Genomic DNA, 18,328 nt, shown 5'->3' with positions numbered 1-18,328 from the left:
TTCTCATGGACAACGCTGCAGGTACCATGAATTCTGATTACGTGGAAGACCTCCAGTTGATCAGATCCATACGAGAAGACGATTCTTTCTGGGATTGCATCTTCGATGCGAAGCTCGATTTCCTCAACAACGGCACCGACCCGCGCCTCCACAGCTGCGTGCGGCCCGAGATCGCCGAGTCATGGATCCGCTCGTATAACAGCGGCCTTAAAGCCGACGATGCGAACCTCGGCGAGCACATCACCGAAGAAGACCTCGAGCGCTCGCTTTCCGACCATGCCGAGATCGTGCAAACGGCCCGATCGCTCATCAGGAACATCGAATCGCTCAACTTGCAGAACGACTACATCTTCGAGCTGCTCGACGCGAGCGGCATCGCGCTCGTGCAGGTGGGAAATCTCGAACAGCACCAGTTCGTCGGCCCGAACTACCGCTGCGACGAGGCAAACGTCGGCACGAACGCGCACAGCCTGTGCATGCGCCACAAAAAACCGTTCGTCGTCGTCGGTCCCGAGCACTACTGCTTCGGCCTGCAAGGCCTCATAGCGTGCGCAGCACCGGTCATCGACCAGTTCGACACGGGCGTCGCCGCGATCACGCTCACCCAGTCGATTCCCGAAGGGCCCCTCTCGTCGTCCGACGAGAAGATCCTCGTCCACGCGATGAGCCTCGCTTCTTCGATCGCCATCGCCTTAAGCGACCAGCTGCGCCTCAACCAATACGATGCGAAACTCGCCGAAACCGAGCAGAAGTACAGCGAAGCGTCGCTTGAGGCCCAGCGGTTCGAGAGCATTTCGCGCACCGTCATCAACACGGTGAAAGACGGTATTCTGATCTGCAACACCGAGGGTTTTATAACCCTTGCCACACCTGAGGCCGCCCACCTGTTCAAGGTACCGCCCGAAGACCTGCTCGGCACCGACGCGCGATCCCTCGTTGGGGACGGTCGGTCGTTCAGGGAGATCGTCGAGCAAGGGGGCTCGACCACAGCCATCATCGGCGACGAGCTGCACGATACGAAGATCTCGCAAATATCGGGCTCCGAGAACGATCTCGAAGGCTACATCATATCGCTGAAGGAAACCAAGCGCGCGACGCTCGGGGCTTCGCGCGGCAAAGTCGGCGACGCTGCGGAAATCCAGTTCAAGGACATTCTTGGGGAGAGCGAGCAGATCACCAAGGCGAAAACGCTCGCTTCGCGCTTCGCCCGATCGAGCGAGAACATCCTGCTCGTCGGAGAAAGCGGTACGGGAAAGGAGCTGTTCGCCCAGGCCATCCATAACCAGGCGTGTCCGAACGGTCCGTTCATGTCTATCAACTGTGCAGCCATTCCGCCGCGCCTCATCGAAAGCGAGCTGTTCGGATACGAGAGCGGCAGCTTCACCGGCGCGGAAAAAGGAGGCAAGCCCGGCAAGATCGAGCTCGCCGAAGGCGGCACCCTTTTTCTGGACGAAATCGGCGACATGCCCCTCGAACTCCAGGCAACGCTTTTGCGCGTACTCGAGAACAAGCGCGTCATCCGCGTGGGCGGTAAATCGTACAAGCAGATCGATTTCCGCCTCATCGCCGCAACGAACCAGAACCTCCCCTTGCTCGTAAGCGAGCATCGGTTCCGCGAAGACCTCCTCTACCGCATCTCGGTGCTCACCGTCAACCTTCCGCCCCTGCGCGAACGCGGCAACGACGCACTCTACTTCGCCCGATTCTTCCTCAACGAATGCCAAGTAAGAACCGGCAACGGCAAGGTCGCCCTTTCCGACGACGCCGAGCACTTCGTGCGCACCTACTCGTGGCCGGGCAACGTGCGCCAACTCAAGCACGCCATATACTCGGCGTATTACACGTGCGAAAACGGAATCATTACCATCGACGACTTCCCGCTCTACATCGCGCAGAACGGCAGCTATCACGCACCGGCAGACAAGGCGTTGAACCCCCCCCCGACACCCGATGCGGCATCTTCCCCAGAATCGTCTTCATCTGTCAAGGTACACGATTCTCATCCGTCCGCCCCGTCCGTGCCTGCCAGTGCCGGCCAGAGCACGACGTTGCCGACGCTTTCGCTCGGCGAACTCGAGCGCATCGCCATCGACGAGGCGATCAAGCAAGCCGGCGGCAACATTGCGGCAGCGGCTGGCATTCTCAACATCAGCAAGGCGACGCTGTACCGCAAACTCAAAGATTCGTAAGCGCCGTGCGCAGCATCGCGAGCGTATAAAGAAAAAAGGGCTGGGACAAGCGGTATCCACTTCCCAGCCCGATCAGTCAATACGGCACGGTACTGCATCCGCCGCCCTGTGGTATCCGAAAACCAACCGCGGCTCGCTTTGCATGCGCTCGTCAATCGCTCAGAACACGTGTCCGCATTTCTTGCAGACAGTCCGCGTACTCAACGCGTAGCTGCCGCATTCCGGACACACCTTCGTTCGACCCCTTTCGACGCATTCGTTGCACAGCGGCCTTTCGAACGGCGTGCAGAAGAAGCAGGATTTCTTCACCTCGGTGTTGAGGTGAGTAACCGCCTTTTCTTCATCATGAGCTACTGGCGCCCCGCACTTCTTACAGGTTTCCCGCTCGTAGGGGTTGTACCACCCGCATTCGGGACACTCGATGGGAAACTTGTATTCGGCTTTCTTGTGGCAACGACGACACCACGGGCTGCATGTCCTGCAGTTAGGCATGAGCGTTTCGCCTCATTCTGAAACAGGCGCTGTATGCCGTCGGGCTCAGCGTGCTTACTTCGTCGGAGGTTTCGGGGCGCCGGGCGCTTTTGGGGCCGACGGTGCTCCTCCGGGAGCCTTCGGGGCGTTGTCGAGGCCCTGCGGCGTAAGGGAAATCTCCTTGGGTTTGCCCGAGGGGGGCGCTACGGCCTCGTCGGCGGCTTTACGCGACTCGTTCAAGTCCGCTCCGCACTTCTGGCACGTCTCGTTCGTGGGCTTGTTGAACGCGCCGCACTCGAGGCATTTGACAATGGTAACGGTATTAGCCGGTCTGTAACACATCTCAATCTCCTTATGCACAGTCGAGGTCGGTGCCCCGCGGCGATACGGGGCACCGACGAACGATCAGGTTTACTGCTCAGGTACGTACACCCAACTACGGGGCATATCCTTGGCCATCTCGGCCAACTGGTCAACCGTACCATACTTCATGCAAGCCGCCTGGCAGTGATGCACGCACGTCGGAAGCTTGCCGGCAGCCGTACGATCGGCGCACAGATCGCACAGCGACGTCATAACGGGCAGATAGTTGTACTCGAACTTACCGTTGGGCATCAAGCGCGGGCCATCTTCGAACAAGACGATGCCGTTGGCCTCGCCCGCTTGCCAGCCATGCTCGACCTTGCAGGCCATTTCGCAGGAGTGGCAGCCGGTGCACCACTGGTAGTCGATCAAAAGTCCGTATTTCTCCGCCATCTTAGAAACCTCCCTTGCGGGTCACGATCTCGCTCGGCGAGCAATCGTTCTCCTCCGTGACCGGATATATCTTGCAGATCTGGTTGGCGTACGGAGCACCGTAGAGCGTGGGTCCGGTTACGCCCTGAACCGTCAGGTTGTTAATGTTGGAATCGAACACACCGAACAGGTTGGGCTCTGCGCCGTCCGTCTCGGGGAACCACCAGCCGTGCTCGGAGCGCACGGTGTCGGGCTTGAGAGAGGCGTTGAAGCGCACGCGCTGCTTGCACTTGCCGCGCATGTTCTCAACCCAGATCCAATCCCCCTCGCAGACGCCGATCTTGGCGGCGGTATCGGGATGCAGATCGGTCAGCGGATCGGGATGCGACTCGCGCAGACGCGGAACCTGACGCTCTTCCGAGTGGAAGTACTCCCACGTACGGGCACCGGTGGTGAGCACGTAGGGATACTCGGCGAACAAATCGGGCGTAGAGATCGGGCTCTCTGGCGGCTCCTCGTAGTACGGCAGCGGATCGAAGCCCCACGCGTCGAACAGGGTGTTGTACAGCTCGCACTTGCCGGTATTCGTGTTGAATCCGGGCTGTCCGTCGTCGCGCAGCCAGCCGAGTTCGTGCTTGCGGTACGCCCAGTCGTCCGGCCAGTCGATGACCTTCTCGGTCAGATCGAGGAACGTCTGGTCGGTCTTGTGCGGCCAACCGGCATGGAAGCGGTTGCCCGACTGGATCCACCACGTCATGAGCTCGACGTCGGTCTCCCACGGGAACAGTCTGGGATTGAGGCGCTTGCCCAGCTCGAGGATGATCTGCTCGTCGGACTTGGCCTCGTAGTAATCGGCGACCTTGACGATGGAGCGCAGCGGCCACCACCACACGCGGGCAGAGTTACGCTCGCAGCTCATGCCGCAGGGCAGCACGATGTCGGCGCAGGCAACGGCCGTGGGGGTCATGAACACGTCAACGACCACGTTGTAGTCGACCGAGCGCATGGCGCGGTACACGCGGGGGGCGTCGGCGGCCATGTTGGCGATCGGGTTCGTGGACTGGATGAACAGCATGCGGATCGGATACGGCTCGCCGGTCTCGATGGCCTCGAGGACCGTGTCGCCGTTGGCCGTCGGGTCGAAGCCGAGGGCGTGCAGAGGCGAGGTGTCGACGCCGAGCATCTTGCCGAGCATCTCGTCGGAGAGGTTCCACATGCCGCAGCCGTAGGAGTCGGGGATGTCGTAAGCGCAACGCGGGATCATCATGCCGCCGGGCACGTCGATGTCGCCGCAGATGGCACCGAGGGACAGCAGAGCCTGAGCCAGCGGGATGCCGCAGACGGTCTGGTCGACTTTGAGACCCCACTGGATGGTGGAGGGGTTGCCGCTTGCGTAGGCACGGGCGGCGGCGCGGATGGCCTCAGCGTCAATGCCGGCGATTTCGGCAGCGCGCTCGGGGCTGTACTCCTTGCAGCGCTCGGCAAGCTCGTCGAAGCCGTAGCACCAGTTCTCAACGAAGTCATGATCGTAGAGGTCTTCTTCGATGATAACGCCGAGCATGGCGATGACAACCGCAGCGTCGGTGCCGGGACGAACCTGCAGCCAGTGCTCTGCCTTGGAGGCGAGCCAGGTGCACGAGGGGTCGAGCACGATGAGCTTCGTGCCGCCTTCCTTCATGACGTCGACGATCCAGTGGCCGAAGAAGCCGTCGCCGTTGGAGACAAGCGCGTTGTTGCCGCAGATGAGCATGTAGTCGGGGAACACGTACTCGGGATCGGCGAAGCGCTTCTCGAGGTGCTGCGAGCAGTCGGCTACGAAGAAGTCGCCCATGAAGCAGTGGCCGATAGTGGTACGGGGCAGGTAGCAGGCGTCGCCGGAGAGGAAGCCGAGCACGAAGTTCGGGCTGCCGAAGGCGGCGTAGCTCAGATACGGGGTCTGCCAGCAGATGTTACGGCCGGTACCCTGCATGGAGACGATGCTCTCGGGGCCGTACTCGTCCCAGATCGCGCGGACATGCTCGGCGATGTCGTCGTACGCCTCGTCCCACGTGATGCGCTCCCACTTGTTCTCGCCACGCTCGCCGACGCGCTTCAGGGGGTACTTCAAGCGGTCCGGATGATAGAACGTCTCAACGACGTCCAGGCAGCGCATGCAAAGGCGGCCCTGGTTGTACGGCGAAAGCGGATCGCCTTCGATTTTCTCGACTTTGCCGTCTTTGGTGTAGTACAGAACGGAACAACCGTTATGGCAACCGGGGGCAGTCCACATGTTCGTACGCGTGACCGTGTACTCGCCTTCCTGCCATTGCCAATCGGTTTTGTAGACGTCTTTGTTGACGCCTTCGAGTTCATTGGTAAGCATAACTTGCTATCCCTCTCTCTCTGATTCTCCTCGTCTGGCGGATCTACACTTCTCCGTCTTTCAACGTCGGACGACGAGGCTTCGTCCAATCGCGCCCCGAAGCATCCTGTGCCTTCTGCTCCCATGCCTCTTTGTTCTTGTCGGGATCGGCCAGGTGCTGCGTCTTGCGCTTCTCCTGGAAGTCCTTGTCCAAATCCAGCCTCTTCTTCTCTGCCATGTACATGCCCTCCTTCCGACTTTCTTCTGCCATGCCTGCAGCATGGCCTTAACCGTGAATTGAATGCGCCCCCGCGGCTTTCCCACCGCACGCACACTCTGCTATAGGTAGTTGCATGCACCGTGCCAACAGGGGCTAAACTAACTGAAAATTTCTTATTTTCCCTGTTCAAACGCTTGTGATTAATTTTTTAACCGCAAAGCGTCCGCACGCGTATGCCGTCCGTCGCACGCGCTTTCTCAATTTGCTTCTCGCATGCCGCGACCACGGCGCGAAGCTGCTCGCATATTGAGACGATCGCGTATCCTTGCTCGTTTTGAGAATCCATTCGGCCACGCGCAGTCGTATCGCGCGTGCTTTGCAAGGAAGCAAAACAGGAAGCGGACACGGCGCTGAGCACGTGTCCGCTTCCTTGCTTGGAACCCGGCGCCTCCGCGTAAGCACGCTCTGAAGACGCTGAGGTGTCGCTGGGCACCCTATGAGAGCGCAGGTGCAACAGATTCTTCTTGAGCCGGTTCGTCATCGGCACTGTAGAGCTTGGTGAACAGCAGCACCACGGCACCGAGCGCGCAGGAGGCGAAGATGGCGAGTGCGCCCACATGCCAGCCTGCAGCTTCCACGATGGCTCCGATGATCGGGGGGCCGAGCAGGATACCCACGTTGAACCCGATCGATACGACGCCCAGAGCAACGCCTGCAAGCTCTGGTTTTTTGACCGTCTGGGCCGCCATGGTCCACAGCACGCACGGAAAACCCGCATCGACGAATCCGTAAATGATCACGAATCCGATGAGCAAGCTCGGATTGTCCATGAACATGCCGAACACCGATGCCGCACCGTAGGCCACGAGCATGACCACGCCGAATATTTTGCGGTTCTTGACGCGGTTGAGCAGCGCACCGATGATGACCGCCGCTACGACGCCGAATATGGAGAAGTAGCCGACCCACATGTTGGCCTCGCCCTCAGACCAGCTGAACGTTTGAGCCCAGCACGTGGCTATCCAGTTGACGAAGCCGAAGCAGCCGATGCAGAACAGCATCGTCGCCAACGCAAGCACCCACGCCGACGGGGATTTGATGCCCTCGGCAATGGACACGTTCTCGCTTTCCACATCCGCGTAGCTGTCTTCGGGCCGCGGACTCTTCACGCAGACAACGTAGAACACGAGCGCGACAACGCACGCAACGAGCCCGAACCACCACACGCCTTGCCATCCGAAGTTCGCGGTGAGAACGGCACCCAAGAAGAACATGACGGCCTGCGCACCCATCTGGTACGCTGCCCAAATGCTCATGGGCAAGCCGCGCTTCGCCTCGGGAAACCACATCGCGATGAGCGATGGCCCGATGACCGACATCAGCCCGACGCCCATGCCCTCGATGACGCGGCTCGCCATGAGGACCGCGACGCTGCCCCCGGAGAGAATGCCGATGAGGGAGCCGCCGACGGCGCACGCAAGCGCGATGATGCCGCCTTTTTTCGGTCCGACCTTGTTGAGTATGACGGCTGCCGGAATCGCGATCACGATACCCACCAAGGAAAAGAGCGAACTCAGCCAACCGGCCGTAGCCATGTCGATGCTGAACGCTTCCATCAAGGTGGTCATGCTGGGTGCAACTTTGTTCTGCACGAGCGCCAGGGAGACTCCTGCGAAGATGGTCGCAAAAGCGACGATCCAGGCTCGTTTCGTTTTCATAAAACCCAATCCTTCCGATTACTGATACGCTTGCTCACTATACTGTGCTAGCTGTTCGCCTTCTCCGCACGCGAGGTCGCCTTGCTCGAATCGTGATCGTACGTCTTCACGAATATGAACAGGATCGCTCCGACGATGGAGGCGATAGCCAAAGGAACGGTAGCGGCTTCCCATCCGTGGAACTCGATGAAGTAGCCGGTTACCGGGGGGCCAAGCAGCGTGCCGACGTTCAATCCCACGTTCAGGATGCCGATGGCGGTGCCGGAGTATTCAGGCTTCTTCGCCGTCGAAGCGATCAACGTCCAGTACACGGTCGGGATGGAGCCCTCGAGGAACGGATACAGGATGATGAACGGGATCAGCAAGCCGGGCTCGTTCATCCTGAAGCAGAAGAACAGGATGAACGTGTACAGCGCGAAGCCGACCACGCCGACGAAGCGGCGGTTGTTGATCTTAATATGGTTCAGGAACCAGCCGATCAGGATGACCACGGGGATCTCGATGGCGTACATGATGGAAACCCACCAGTTTGACTGGTTCATGTCGCCACCGAAGAACGTCTGCGCCCAGTACAGCGAGATGTAGGTGGCAAAGCCGAAGCAGCAGAACGTGAAGATGGTGCCGGCGAGCGTGAGGATCCAGGTCGAAGCCGATTTGAAGCCGTCGCCGAATTTGAATTCTTCCTCATCTTCGCCCTCTGCGTAGTTCGGGGTGCCCTCGGGCGGCGCGTCGACCTTCCACATGTACAGGACAAGCACGACGACGCAGAACGCGACGCAGAACCACCATACGCCCTGCCAGCCAAACGCCGTGGTGAGACCGCCCGCGATGAAGAACAGAAGCGTTTGCGAGCACATCATCCACGAGCCCCACAGGCCCATGGGCAGACCGCGCTTCTCGGCAGGGAACCACATCGCGATGACCGCAGGACCGACGACGGCGATCATGCCGACGCCGACGCCTTCGAGCACGCGGGTTGCCATGAGCACGGACAGGTCGGTCGCGAACGCGCCGATGATGCCGCCGACGGCCGCGCATGCAAGCGATATGGCGCCGATCTTCTTCGGGCCGAGCTTGCGCATGAGCATGGAAGCGGGAATGGCGGTGACCATGCCCATAATGGTGAATATCGACGTGAGCCATCCCGCATCCGTCTCGCCGATATTGAAGTACAGCATGATGACATCGAGGCACGGTGGGGTCTTGTTTTGGACATTGGCGAGTGCGAAGCCGCCGAAGAACGCGATGATCACGACGACCCATGCGGCCGCCGTCTTCTGTTTTTTAGTCAATCCGATTCCTCCTTATTCCGGCAATACCCGTCTATGCATGAAACCGGTTTCGAAGCGCACTCGACTTGAGCGGACACAGGGATAGCAGCCCACGATCCCCCGCGAAGCTGCGCGCCCCCTCACTCGGCTGATCCCTTTTCAGCCGAACCGAAAAACGCCTTGTACCCATCAATGCAAAAACCGTGCCACTTTTTGACGCGGAGGAAAAAGCAGGTCAGTTGAGCGCACAGTTGAGCGCACGGTCGCCGAAGCCGCGCCGCACTCGTCGCGATATGAGAATGTATGAGATTAGTACCAAAATAAGACGGGATATACTCGCCCGATGAGGCACCCTAGCTGCGCCGACGCGCCGATCGGGCGGGAAAACCCAGCTCGTCGCGGTACTTGTTAACCGTTCTGCGCGACACCGCAACGCCGTCTTTGGCCAGCAGCTCCGAGATGGCCTGATCGCTCAGGGGATTCGACGGATCTTCCTTTGCGATGAGCTCGCTGATGCGGTGCTTCACGCTCACCGACGACACTACGCGATCGGCCGCCTGGTAGGCCGACGAGTGGAAGAAGAACCTCAGCTCGAACACGCCGCGCGGGGTCTGCATGTAGTTGTCGCTCGCCACGCGACTCACTGTCGATTCGGAAACGCCTGTGGCCTCGGCGACCTGAGCCATGGTAAGGGGTCTCAGGCAATCGTAGCCCTTCTCGAAGAACTCGATCTGCATCTGCACGATGCAGCAGGCGATCTTGTACAGCGTCGCGTGCCTGAACGCGACGCCGTTGATGAGGCCTTCGGCTTCTTTGAGCTTCTCGTTGAGGTAGGTCTGGGTTTCGCGCTCTTTCGTGCTCGACGCAAGCGCGCGATACGTGGGGTTGATCTTCATGTGGGGCAGATAGAAATCCTGGAGGCTCACCGTGTACTCGCCGCCCGGAAGCAGTTCCACGACCACTTCCGGCCAAACGGGGCGCGAAGGGCTGCCGAACTGGCTCGCGGGGCGGGGGTTGCAGGTGCGGATGACATCGAGCGCATCGTTGAGCTCGGCAAGCGTGATGCCCATCGTGTTGGCAATGGAAGCCGGGGTGCGCGTCTCGAAATCGGAAAGGTAGTTTTTGATCAGACGCTCGAGCGTCGCGGTCAAATCGCCGTTTTTCCTCAACTGCAGCTCGAGGCACTCGGCAAGGTTGCGCGCGCCGACGCCGGTCGGCTCGAACTGCTGGATGAGCGCAAGCACCGAAGCAACGTCGCAGGCGGGTACGCCGAGCGCTTCCGCAGCTTGCTCGATTGAAACTTGCAGATACCCGTTTCCATCGACGTTGCCGATAAGGTACGAACCGATGACCGTTGTGCGTTCGCAATCCGACTGCATGCGCAGCTGGTCGATGAGATGCTCGTCAAGCGAATCCCCCACCGTGAGGTACCGGTCGAACGAGAACTGGCGCTGCGACATATCGCCGCGCTCCCGGTCGAAGTTCTCAGGGCTGCCGTGCCCGCGCTTCTCGAAAAGCGCGTCGGCGCTCACATCCTGCTCGTAGCGCTCGGGAACCATCGGGTGACGCGGCTCGATCCAATCGTCCTCGTCGAAAAACGGATTCTCCTCGACGCACTTACGCGCGTATTCGCTCAATTCGGATGCGGACATGCGCAAAATGGCAATGCCCTGCTTCAGTTCGGTCGTAAGGTGCAAATGCTGCTGGAGCGAGAGGTCGGATCGTTGGTCAAGCTTCATACTGACATACCTCTTTTTCTCAAGGCGGGTAAACGCAAGCCGGAACAGGCGTTTCGGTGCGCCTTTTCAATGGTACCACGAGAATGCGGCGCGACGGCACCCGCGAAACGCAACAAACCGCGATACCGCAGAGTGTCAGGGCGCACCGCATTGCAGACGCGGAAAGACGGTGCATCCGCAATGCGATACAATAGCGGCGAACAACACGCACGGCAACCTGCACCCGGACACTCGCTGAGGAGCACACGATTTATGGAATCCAAAAAAACCGCTTCGGATGAGGCGGCACGTACCCGAAGCACCATCCCTTACCTTTCGCTCGATCCGCACATCGCCGATGCGATCCGCGAGGATCGGGAAAGCGGCGCACGCAACCCGTACCGCTTCGATGATGGAAACGTGATGCGCCGCCTCGGCAACGACCACGACGAAGCCACGCTCACGCGCCCTGCGTTCGGACGCGACATCGAGAAGATCATCAACGTCCCCGCGTACAACCGCTACGCCGACAAGACCCAGGTGTTCTCGTTCATACAAAACGACGACATCTCGCGGCGCGGCTTGCACGTCCAGCTCGTAAGCCGCATCGCCCGCAACATCGGCGGCATACTCGGACTCAACATCGACCTCATCGAAGCCATCGCACTCGGCCACGATGTGGGGCATACCCCGTTCGGCCATGCGGGCGAGAAATTCCTGAATGAGCTCTACCGCGGCAACACCGGGCGCTTTTTCAACCACAACGTGCACTCGGTGCGCGTGCTCGACAAGCTCTTCCGCCGCAACATCAGCCTGCAAACGCTCGACGGCGTGCTGTGCCACAACGGCGAATTTGCCCAGCAGGTACTTGTCATGGGCGAACTTTCGAATTTCGACGACTTCGATGCAACCGTCGAGCGCTGCTACGTCGACGAGTCGACGATCAAGACACTCAGGCCCTCGACGCTCGAAGGCTGCGTCGTGCGCGTGAGCGATATGATCGCGTACGTGGGCAAAGACCGCCAGGACGCCATCGATATGGGCGTGCTCGGATCGCTCTCGTCGTTCGACTCAGACGTAATCGGACGGGGAAATGCCCAGATCATCAATAACCTCACCGTCGATATCGTCAACAACAGCTACGGAACCGATCGCATCGCCATGAGCAAGGCGGTGTTCGACGACCTCAAGCGCGCGAAGCGGCAGAACTACGAGCAGATTTACTACAACGAGGGCGTGATTTCCGGATACGGCAACATCGTCGGCGAGATGTTCTCCGAAATGTACGAGCGGCTGCTATCCGACCTGCTTGCGCACAACGAGGAGTCACCCATATTCAAGCACCACATCGCAAACCTCGTAACAAAATCGCGCACGGTGCGCGCCGAGGAGTACCTTGAGGAAGAACCGAACCAGATCGTCGTCGATTACATGGCGTCGATGACCGACAGCTACTTCACGACGCTCTACGCGTTCCTCTTCCCGAAAAGCGACAAGCACATCATCACGCAAGACTATTGCGCCGATCTGAGAAAGTAAGGCAGCCCATGAAACTGCTCATCGCATCCGATCTGCACGGCTCGGCCCGTTTCTGCAGCGAGCTCGTCTGCCGTATCGACGCAGAAGAACCCGACCGCATCCTTCTGCTCGGCGACCTTCTGTACCACGGCCCGCGCAACGCCCTGCCCGAAGGCTACGATCCGATGGCCGTAGCCGAGATGCTGAACGCGCTCAAAGAGCGCATCATCGCCGTTCGCGGAAACTGTGATGCCGAGGTGGATCAGATGGTGCTCGAGTTTCCCTGCGGGGGCGACTACATCGAGCTGATCGACCGGGGGCGCACGCTGTTCGCAACCCACGGGCACCTCTTCGATGCCGACGAACTTCCCTACCTTGCGCCCGGCAGCGCCTTCATCTCGGGACACACGCACGTAAAGCTGCTTGAAGAGCAAAGCGGCATCCTGCTCGTGAACCCCGGCAGCATCTCGATCCCGAAGGACGGATCGGCGAGCTACGCAGTCTATAAGGACGGTGCGTTCGCCCTCAAGGGGCTCGACGGGACAACGCTTGCCGAGAGAGCGCTTCCACCCGCCCGGTAAGAAGGTCGGCGCCCGGGCAAAAGCCTCGACCGGCGGATCGGGCGGGCGCATGCGCCGCACTGCGGGCCATGTAAAGCGCAACCGTGTCGACTCCGCCGCGCCGTGCGACAGCAGGCCGGCGCCCGACCGTGCACCCAGCCCGAACCGCCCCGCAATGGGGCGCAACTATTAGATGAACCAAGAACGTATCCCCTGCTTGGGTGGTAGCATGTGCGGTTGCACACCATCATCTAGCAAGGAGGACAAAGCATGGAAGCATCTTCCATCAAGAAGTACGCCGCCGAAGCGTTCGGCACCTGCGTGCTCACCCTGTTCGGCTGCGGAAGCGCTGCTGTTGCGGGGGCGGTGCTCGGCACGCTCGGCATCGCATTCGCGTTCGGACTGTCGATCATCGCCATGGCGTTCGTCATCGGAAACGTTTCGGGTTGCCACATCAACCCCGCCGTATCCTTCGGTCTGTTCCTCGACAAGCGCTTGTCGGGCAAAGACCTCGCAGGATACTGGATCGCGCAATTCATCGGCGGCATCGTCGGCGCGGGCATCCTCTACTTCATCATCTCGAGCAGCACCGCCCTCGGCGGCGTTGCGGCAACAGGGCTCGGCTGCGACGGCTACGGCGCCGCTTCATCGGTGGGCCTCGGCCTTGCGGGCGCGCTCGTGGTCGAAGTCATCCTCACCTGCATCTTCGTGCTTTCGGTGCTCGGTTCTACGGCCAACGAGAAGACCGCGCCGTACGCGGGCATTATCATCGGCCTCACGCTTACGTTCGTGCACATCATGGGCATCCCGCTGACCGGCACCTCGGTCAATCCCGCCCGCAGCTTCGGTCCGGCGCTCTTCATGGCGCCGATCGACGCCACAGCCATCTCGCAGGTGTGGGTATTCATCGCAGCCCCGCTCGTCGGTGCCGCATTGGCTGCCCTCATCTGGAGGTTCTTCAAGTCGGCGAAGTAAGCGCCTGCTCGTTTGTCGCTTCAAAGGCGCATCGTGCGCATGTGCCTCCCGCAGCAAGCAAACGGATCCAAGCGAAAACCGGGCTTCGGCCCGGTTTTTCTCGTTCGCCGCGAACCGGCTCGGCGAGTGCAAAAAGATCCCGGATCGGTGGAGCAACCCAGCGGGCGAGCTCCGACCAAAATCGTGCCATTTGGCATGGTCCTCATCGTGAGACAATATCCTCAAAAAGTGATATACGCTTCTGATCTGGTATTACGCAGAGACGCTTTCATTCTGCTCATGAATGCAGAGGGAAGCAGAGCAAAAATCATGCCAAATGGCACGATTTTGGTCGAGCTGTGACCGGCTGGTCCGGCTCCCAACGCTCGGCCAGTCGGCCATCACGTACTAAGAGTAGACGAATCAGGCAACCTCACCGCTTGACCAGGGTAATCAGCTCGTCGATACGCGATTCACCGAACACCTCGATACCCGCTTTCGCAAGCTGAGCTGCGGCTATACCGTCGCCTTCGACAAGTATGCCCGCAAATGTGCCGTCGTACACTTCGCCGTATCCGCAGGAAGGGCTGCGCTCCTTGAGCACGGCGAAGCGGCAGCCCCGCTCGCAAGCCAGGCGAACCGCCTCTGCGGCTCCGCGACGATACGCTTCGGTGACGTCGACGCCGCTTCGGGTTGTTGCGCGGCCCCTTGACAGTTCGGCTGGTTCGCGTGGAATCGGGAGACCGCCCGCAACCTCGGGGCATACGGCCACGATCTCGACGGCGGCAGAAAGCGCCCCGATGCCCTCGCAGGCACACGCCCGCCCGTCATAGCGGCACGGCTCGCCGAGCAAGCACGCGCTCACGAGAACAGCGGGCCGCGCCATGCTGCCGGAAAACGCGCCCGATTCGCCCGACTGCGCAGAAGCGGTGAGCGCCGCACCGTCCACTAGCTCACCCTTCCCCGCTCGACCGAATACACGACATCGGCGAACCGGCAGGTCGAAGCGCGATGGCTCACGAGCACGATCGTCTTGCCCACCTTGCTCGCTTCGAGCGCAGAGAGCACGGCAGCTTCGTTCAGGCTGTCGAGATTCGAGGTGGGCTCGTCAAGGAGCACGAACGGCGCATCGTAGAGGAACACGCGCGCAAGGCCGATCCTCTGCCGCTCGCCGCCCGAGAGCGTATCCCCCAGCTCGCCGACCGGCGTGTTGTAGCCTTTCGGCAAACGCTCGATCAATTCGAGGATCGCCGCCTTGCGGCACGCATCATCGAGCTCCTCATCGGTTGCGTCCGGCTTGACGAGCGTAAGGTTTTCGCGCACCGTACCGGAGAACAGGTGCGTCTCCTGTGTCATGTAGCTTTCGGAATCGCGCAAACTCTCGGCGTTGATGCGGCGAATGTCGGTATCGGACAGCACGATCGAGCCGTCCGATACATCCCAGAACCGCATGAGCAGCTTGAGGAACGTCGATTTTCCCGAGCCGCTGCGCCCGGCGATGTTCACAACAGACCCGGGCCGAATCGCGAGCGTCACGTCGTCGAGAATGGGTTCGGCGCCGTAGGAGAACGAGACATGGCGCGCTTCGGCTCCGTCAAACGCGATATCGACGCCGTCTTCCACATCGCGTACCTCCGGATCCTCATCGAGCACGTCGAGCACGCGCGCACCCGAAGCGAACGTCTGCTGAAGCGTGGAACCCAGATTCGCAACGGCGATCACCGGTCCGAACGAAGACATGAACGCCATCGTGCAGATGAGCGCGCCCGAAAAGCCCACCGAACCCGCCTGGTACAGCGAAAACGCAACCGCCACCATGCCTGCGTCGAAAGCGAGCACGAGCGCGCCGGTGAGCGCCATGAACCGCGCAGTCGAGCGCTTGAGGCCCGCTTCGACCGATGCGAGACCTTCGGTGCGCGCGCCTAGCTCGACGGAGCGTTTCCGATCGAAGCCGTACTGGAGCGTCTCGCGAAGCCCCCGCAGGCTGTCGAGCACGAACGTGTTCATATCGCCCACCTGGTCGCGAAACGCGCGGCCCGATCTTCCCGAAGCGCGGGAGGCCGCAAGGGGCACGACGATGCCGATAACCGCGTACGCGAGCACCGCGAGCAGAGCGAGCGGCACCGAGAACGACCCGATGAACGCCGCCATGACAAGCGAGACGATGATCGCGATGGCGATCGGCGAGATCGTGTGCGCGTAGAACACTTCGAGAAGCTCGATGTCGGAAGTGATGAGCGAGATGAGGTTGCCCTTGTCGCGTCCCTCGAGCTTCGCCGGGGCGAGCGATCTTAGCGCCCCGAACACCTTGTCGCGGATGAGCGCGAGCAGCTTGAAGGCGATGAAGTGGTTGCAGAGCTGCTCGCCGTAGCGAAGGGGCCCGCGCACGATACCGCACACCGTCACGAGCACGCACGCCGTCGCGAAGCCGATGCCCGCGGGCATGCCGGCCGCATCGGTGATGCCGTACGCGCCGAAGGTGGTGAGGAAAATGGCTGCGAGGAAACCTCCGACGCCGAGCGCGATGGCGAGCACCATGACCGGCAGCAGCGGTCCCACGAGCGCAATGAGGCGCAGCATGATCGAGAGGTTCGAGCGCTTGCGCCGCGGCGCCTCTGCGGACACGGCGGCGTCGGGGGCGGCGGTAACGGTTCCGCGCGCAACGAGGTCGTCCGCGCGAAGGCCGACCGCGGCACCACCGACCCCAGAGCCGCATTCGCTGACCGCGGGGGCGCCGCTCTGGCGGCGTTCGTCCCCTACGCCGCAACCGTCCGTTTCCTGAACGCCGCACGAAGCTGCCGAGCCCCCGAGCGACACCGCATGCTCAGCAGCTCCGCACGCGGCTTCTTCAGACGCGACGTACGCCTCGAGACTCGCCTGCTGGTTCCACAGCCGCGCGTACACCGAACCGTGCGCAAGGAGCTCGTCGTGCGTGCCCACCTCGGCAATGCGCCCGTCCTCCATCGCATAGATGCAATCGGCACCTTTGATGGCCGCCAAACGGTGCGAGATCATGATGACGGTCTTCGTACGCGCAAGCTCGTCGATCGCCTCGAGCAGAGCCGCCTCGCTTTCGGCATCGATGTTGGAGGTGGCCTCGTCGAACAGGTAGATGGCGCTGTCGTGCAGAAGCGCCCGCGCCATGGCGAGGCGCTGGCGTTGCCCGCCCGAGAGGTTCGCCGCCTGCTCCGCAAGCGGCATATCGAGTCCGCCCGAAGCGCGCACGAACTGGCCGAGGCGGCATCGGTCGAGGACGGCCCACAGCTCTTCGTCGGTCGCTTCGGGGTTTCCCATAAGTAGGTTCGACCGCACACTGCCCTTGAACAGGTAGCTCGAAAACGAGACAGTGGTGAGTGATTCCATGAGCGATTCGCGCGAAATGGCGTTCACATCGGTGCCGCCTATCGTCACCGTTCCGCTAAACGCCGCGTTCTTCCCCGAAAGAATGCCCGCGAGTGTCGATTTACCCGAGCCGCTCTCGCCGACGATCGCCGTGAAACGATTCTGTTTCACATCGAAATAGATGTGATCGAGCACGGTGCGCTTACCGTCGTACGAATACGTGAGACTGCGGCAGCTGATCGAGCAGTTCGCCGGATCGATCCGCTCGTTTCCGCGCTCGGGCTCAGGCGTATCGAGGAGATCGAACATCTTCTCCGCCGCCGCGATGCCGTTCATCGCGGTATGGAAGAAGGAGCCGAGCGTACGCATGGGTATGAAGAATTCGGCCGAGAGGAACACAATGATGAAGGCCGCCGCAAGCGAAGCCGCGCCGCCCGCGAACTGGAACAACACGACGATGATGCCCGCCGCAGCGCCGCCGTACGCAAGCAGGTCCATCACGTTGATAGAGTTGAGCTGCATCGAGAGCAGCTTCATGGTCGCCTGCCTGAAGCCTTCGGCCTCTTCGTTCATGCGCTCGTGGCGCGCGCCGTCGGCTCGGTATATCTTGAGCGTGGTGAGGCCTTGCAGGTTCTCAAGAAACGTCGCCCCCAAATCGGCGTATTTACCCCAGTACGTGCGAACGACACGGCGCGCGATGCGCTGGATGGCTATGATCGATACGGGGATGAGCGGCACGCACACGAACAGCACGACAGCCGCAGGGAAGCTCCAGGGTGCAAGAAAGCAGAACAGCGTGACGGGTGCCGCGATCGCATAGAGCACCTGAGGGAGATACGATCCGAAGTACACTTCGAGCTGCTCGGTCCCCTCGACGCTCATCTGCACCGCTTCGCTCGTCGACACGTTTTCGGCGTAGGAAGGCCCGAGGCGTGCAAGCTTGTCGTAGACGGCTTGACGCATCGTCTTTTTCGCAATCGACGCTGCCTTGAAACTCATGGACTGCGCAAACGTCGTGCAGAGCATCCGAACCGCGATAGCTACGGCGGCTACGGCGAGCACCTGGACGAGCGGCATGGCTGCCTCGGTGCGACCGAGCGTGTCGTAGATGAACAACCCGATGGTTACCATCACTGCGATGTTGGCGACAAGAGCGATCCATTGGAACAGCACATTGGCTAGAATATAGCGCATGGCCGTCGGCACCATGGCCAAAAGCCGTTTATTGAACATGTATCCCCGTTTCCGCAGTCCTGAAAAAGTTGTTATCCAAGCCTAACACATTGCGGTT

General features: G+C 60.9%; 13 protein-coding genes. 4 read left to right on the top strand and 9 right to left on the bottom strand.

Annotated elements, in window-relative coordinates:
• Positions 1 to 5 precede the first annotated feature (5 nt).
• A complete protein-coding gene (locus FJE54_RS11440) occupies positions 6 to 2,189 on the top strand; it encodes a sigma-54-dependent Fis family transcriptional regulator (protein WP_139652895.1) in 2,184 nt (727 codons plus the stop codon).
• A 546-nt stretch (positions 2,190 to 2,735) separates the two neighbouring features.
• Here FJE54_RS11440 and FJE54_RS11435 read toward each other — a convergent pair.
• The 7 genes from FJE54_RS11435 to rpoN all read right to left on the bottom strand — a co-directional run bounded on the left by FJE54_RS11435 (position 2,736) and on the right by rpoN (position 10,684).
• Positions 2,736 to 3,002, bottom strand: a complete 267-nt coding sequence (locus FJE54_RS11435; protein WP_139652894.1) for a hypothetical protein — start codon at positions 3,000 to 3,002, stop codon at positions 2,736 to 2,738.
• Between the two features lie 69 nt (positions 3,003 to 3,071).
• Positions 3,072 to 3,416 carry an oxidoreductase gene (locus FJE54_RS11430; protein ID WP_139652893.1) on the bottom strand — a complete coding sequence of 115 codons (345 nt, stop codon included), beginning with the start codon at positions 3,414 to 3,416 and terminating at the stop codon, positions 3,072 to 3,074.
• A gap of 1 nt (position 3,417) precedes the next feature.
• Complete coding sequence (locus FJE54_RS11425) at positions 3,418 to 5,757, bottom strand: molybdopterin-dependent oxidoreductase (RefSeq protein WP_139652892.1); 2,340 nt, start codon at positions 5,755 to 5,757, stop codon at positions 3,418 to 3,420.
• 43 nt (positions 5,758 to 5,800) lie between these two features.
• Positions 5,801 to 5,974: a hypothetical protein gene (locus tag FJE54_RS16065; protein WP_180326716.1), complete on the bottom strand. Its 174-nt coding sequence runs from the start codon at positions 5,972 to 5,974 to the stop codon at positions 5,801 to 5,803.
• Positions 5,975 to 6,450: 476 nt separating this feature from the next.
• The gene (locus FJE54_RS11420; RefSeq protein WP_139652891.1) at positions 6,451 to 7,674 is read right to left on the bottom strand and encodes an MFS transporter; all 1,224 of its coding nucleotides are present in this window, start codon (positions 7,672 to 7,674) and stop codon (positions 6,451 to 6,453) included.
• 47 nt (positions 7,675 to 7,721) lie between these two features.
• On the bottom strand, positions 7,722 to 8,966 hold the full coding sequence (locus FJE54_RS11415; RefSeq protein WP_180326715.1) for an MFS transporter: 1,245 nt from the start codon (positions 8,964 to 8,966) through the stop codon (positions 7,722 to 7,724).
• Between the two features lie 332 nt (positions 8,967 to 9,298).
• Positions 9,299 to 10,684, bottom strand: a complete 1,386-nt coding sequence (gene rpoN, locus FJE54_RS11410) for an RNA polymerase factor sigma-54 (RefSeq protein WP_139652889.1) — start codon at positions 10,682 to 10,684, stop codon at positions 9,299 to 9,301.
• A 252-nt stretch (positions 10,685 to 10,936) separates the two neighbouring features.
• Here rpoN and FJE54_RS11405 point away from each other — a divergent pair, with 252 nt between their 5' ends.
• The 3 genes from FJE54_RS11405 (at position 10,937) to FJE54_RS11395 (ending at position 13,716) form a co-directional block, all read left to right on the top strand.
• Positions 10,937 to 12,202 (top strand): deoxyguanosinetriphosphate triphosphohydrolase family protein, encoded by a 1,266-nt coding sequence (locus tag FJE54_RS11405; RefSeq protein WP_139652888.1) that lies wholly within the window; start codon positions 10,937 to 10,939, stop codon positions 12,200 to 12,202.
• A gap of 8 nt (positions 12,203 to 12,210) precedes the next feature.
• Positions 12,211 to 12,762, top strand: a complete 552-nt coding sequence (gene yfcE / locus FJE54_RS11400; protein WP_139652887.1) for a phosphodiesterase — start codon at positions 12,211 to 12,213, stop codon at positions 12,760 to 12,762.
• A 249-nt stretch (positions 12,763 to 13,011) separates the two neighbouring features.
• Complete coding sequence (locus tag FJE54_RS11395) at positions 13,012 to 13,716, top strand: aquaporin (protein WP_139652886.1); 705 nt, start codon at positions 13,012 to 13,014, stop codon at positions 13,714 to 13,716.
• Between the two features lie 412 nt (positions 13,717 to 14,128).
• Here FJE54_RS11395 and FJE54_RS11390 read toward each other — a convergent pair whose 3' ends face one another.
• Both FJE54_RS11390 and cydC read right to left on the bottom strand, forming a co-directional pair.
• On the bottom strand, positions 14,129 to 14,644 hold the full coding sequence (locus FJE54_RS11390; RefSeq protein ID WP_255467410.1) for a 2-thiouracil desulfurase family protein: 516 nt from the start codon (positions 14,642 to 14,644) through the stop codon (positions 14,129 to 14,131).
• Positions 14,644 to 18,270: a thiol reductant ABC exporter subunit CydC gene (gene cydC / locus FJE54_RS11385; protein WP_139652885.1), complete on the bottom strand. Its 3,627-nt coding sequence runs from the start codon at positions 18,268 to 18,270 to the stop codon at positions 14,644 to 14,646. The genes FJE54_RS11390 and cydC overlap by 1 nt, the downstream gene beginning before the upstream one ends.
• Positions 18,271 to 18,328: the final 58 nt, after the last annotated feature.

This window comes from Raoultibacter phocaeensis (assembly GCF_901411515.1).
In the GTDB taxonomy this organism is placed as follows: domain Bacteria; phylum Actinomycetota; class Coriobacteriia; order Coriobacteriales; family Eggerthellaceae; genus Raoultibacter; species Raoultibacter phocaeensis.
The sequence above is the reverse complement of the archived record's forward strand: the minus strand, read 5'-3'. Positions and strand labels throughout refer to the sequence as shown.

What these genes read in the sequence shown, in the direction of transcription:
- FJE54_RS11440 (WP_139652895.1), top strand. Translation starts at nt 6, where the DNA reads ATGGACAACGCTGCAGGTACCATGAATTCTGATTACGTGGAAGACCTC.
- FJE54_RS11435 (WP_139652894.1), bottom strand. Translation starts at nt 3,002, where the DNA reads ATGTGTTACAGACCGGCTAATACCGTTACCATTGTCAAATGCCTCGAG.
- FJE54_RS11430 (WP_139652893.1), bottom strand. Translation starts at nt 3,416, where the DNA reads ATGGCGGAGAAATACGGACTTTTGATCGACTACCAGTGGTGCACCGGC.
- FJE54_RS11425 (WP_139652892.1), bottom strand. Translation starts at nt 5,757, where the DNA reads ATGCTTACCAATGAACTCGAAGGCGTCAACAAAGACGTCTACAAAACC.
- FJE54_RS16065 (WP_180326716.1), bottom strand. Translation starts at nt 5,974, where the DNA reads ATGGCAGAGAAGAAGAGGCTGGATTTGGACAAGGACTTCCAGGAGAAG.
- FJE54_RS11420 (WP_139652891.1), bottom strand. Translation starts at nt 7,674, where the DNA reads ATGAAAACGAAACGAGCCTGGATCGTCGCTTTTGCGACCATCTTCGCA.
- rpoN (WP_139652889.1), bottom strand. Translation starts at nt 10,684, where the DNA reads ATGAAGCTTGACCAACGATCCGACCTCTCGCTCCAGCAGCATTTGCAC.
- FJE54_RS11405 (WP_139652888.1), top strand. Translation starts at nt 10,937, where the DNA reads ATGGAATCCAAAAAAACCGCTTCGGATGAGGCGGCACGTACCCGAAGC.
- yfcE (WP_139652887.1), top strand. Translation starts at nt 12,211, where the DNA reads ATGAAACTGCTCATCGCATCCGATCTGCACGGCTCGGCCCGTTTCTGC.
- FJE54_RS11395 (WP_139652886.1), top strand. Translation starts at nt 13,012, where the DNA reads ATGGAAGCATCTTCCATCAAGAAGTACGCCGCCGAAGCGTTCGGCACC.
- cydC (WP_139652885.1), bottom strand. Translation starts at nt 18,270, where the DNA reads ATGTTCAATAAACGGCTTTTGGCCATGGTGCCGACGGCCATGCGCTAT.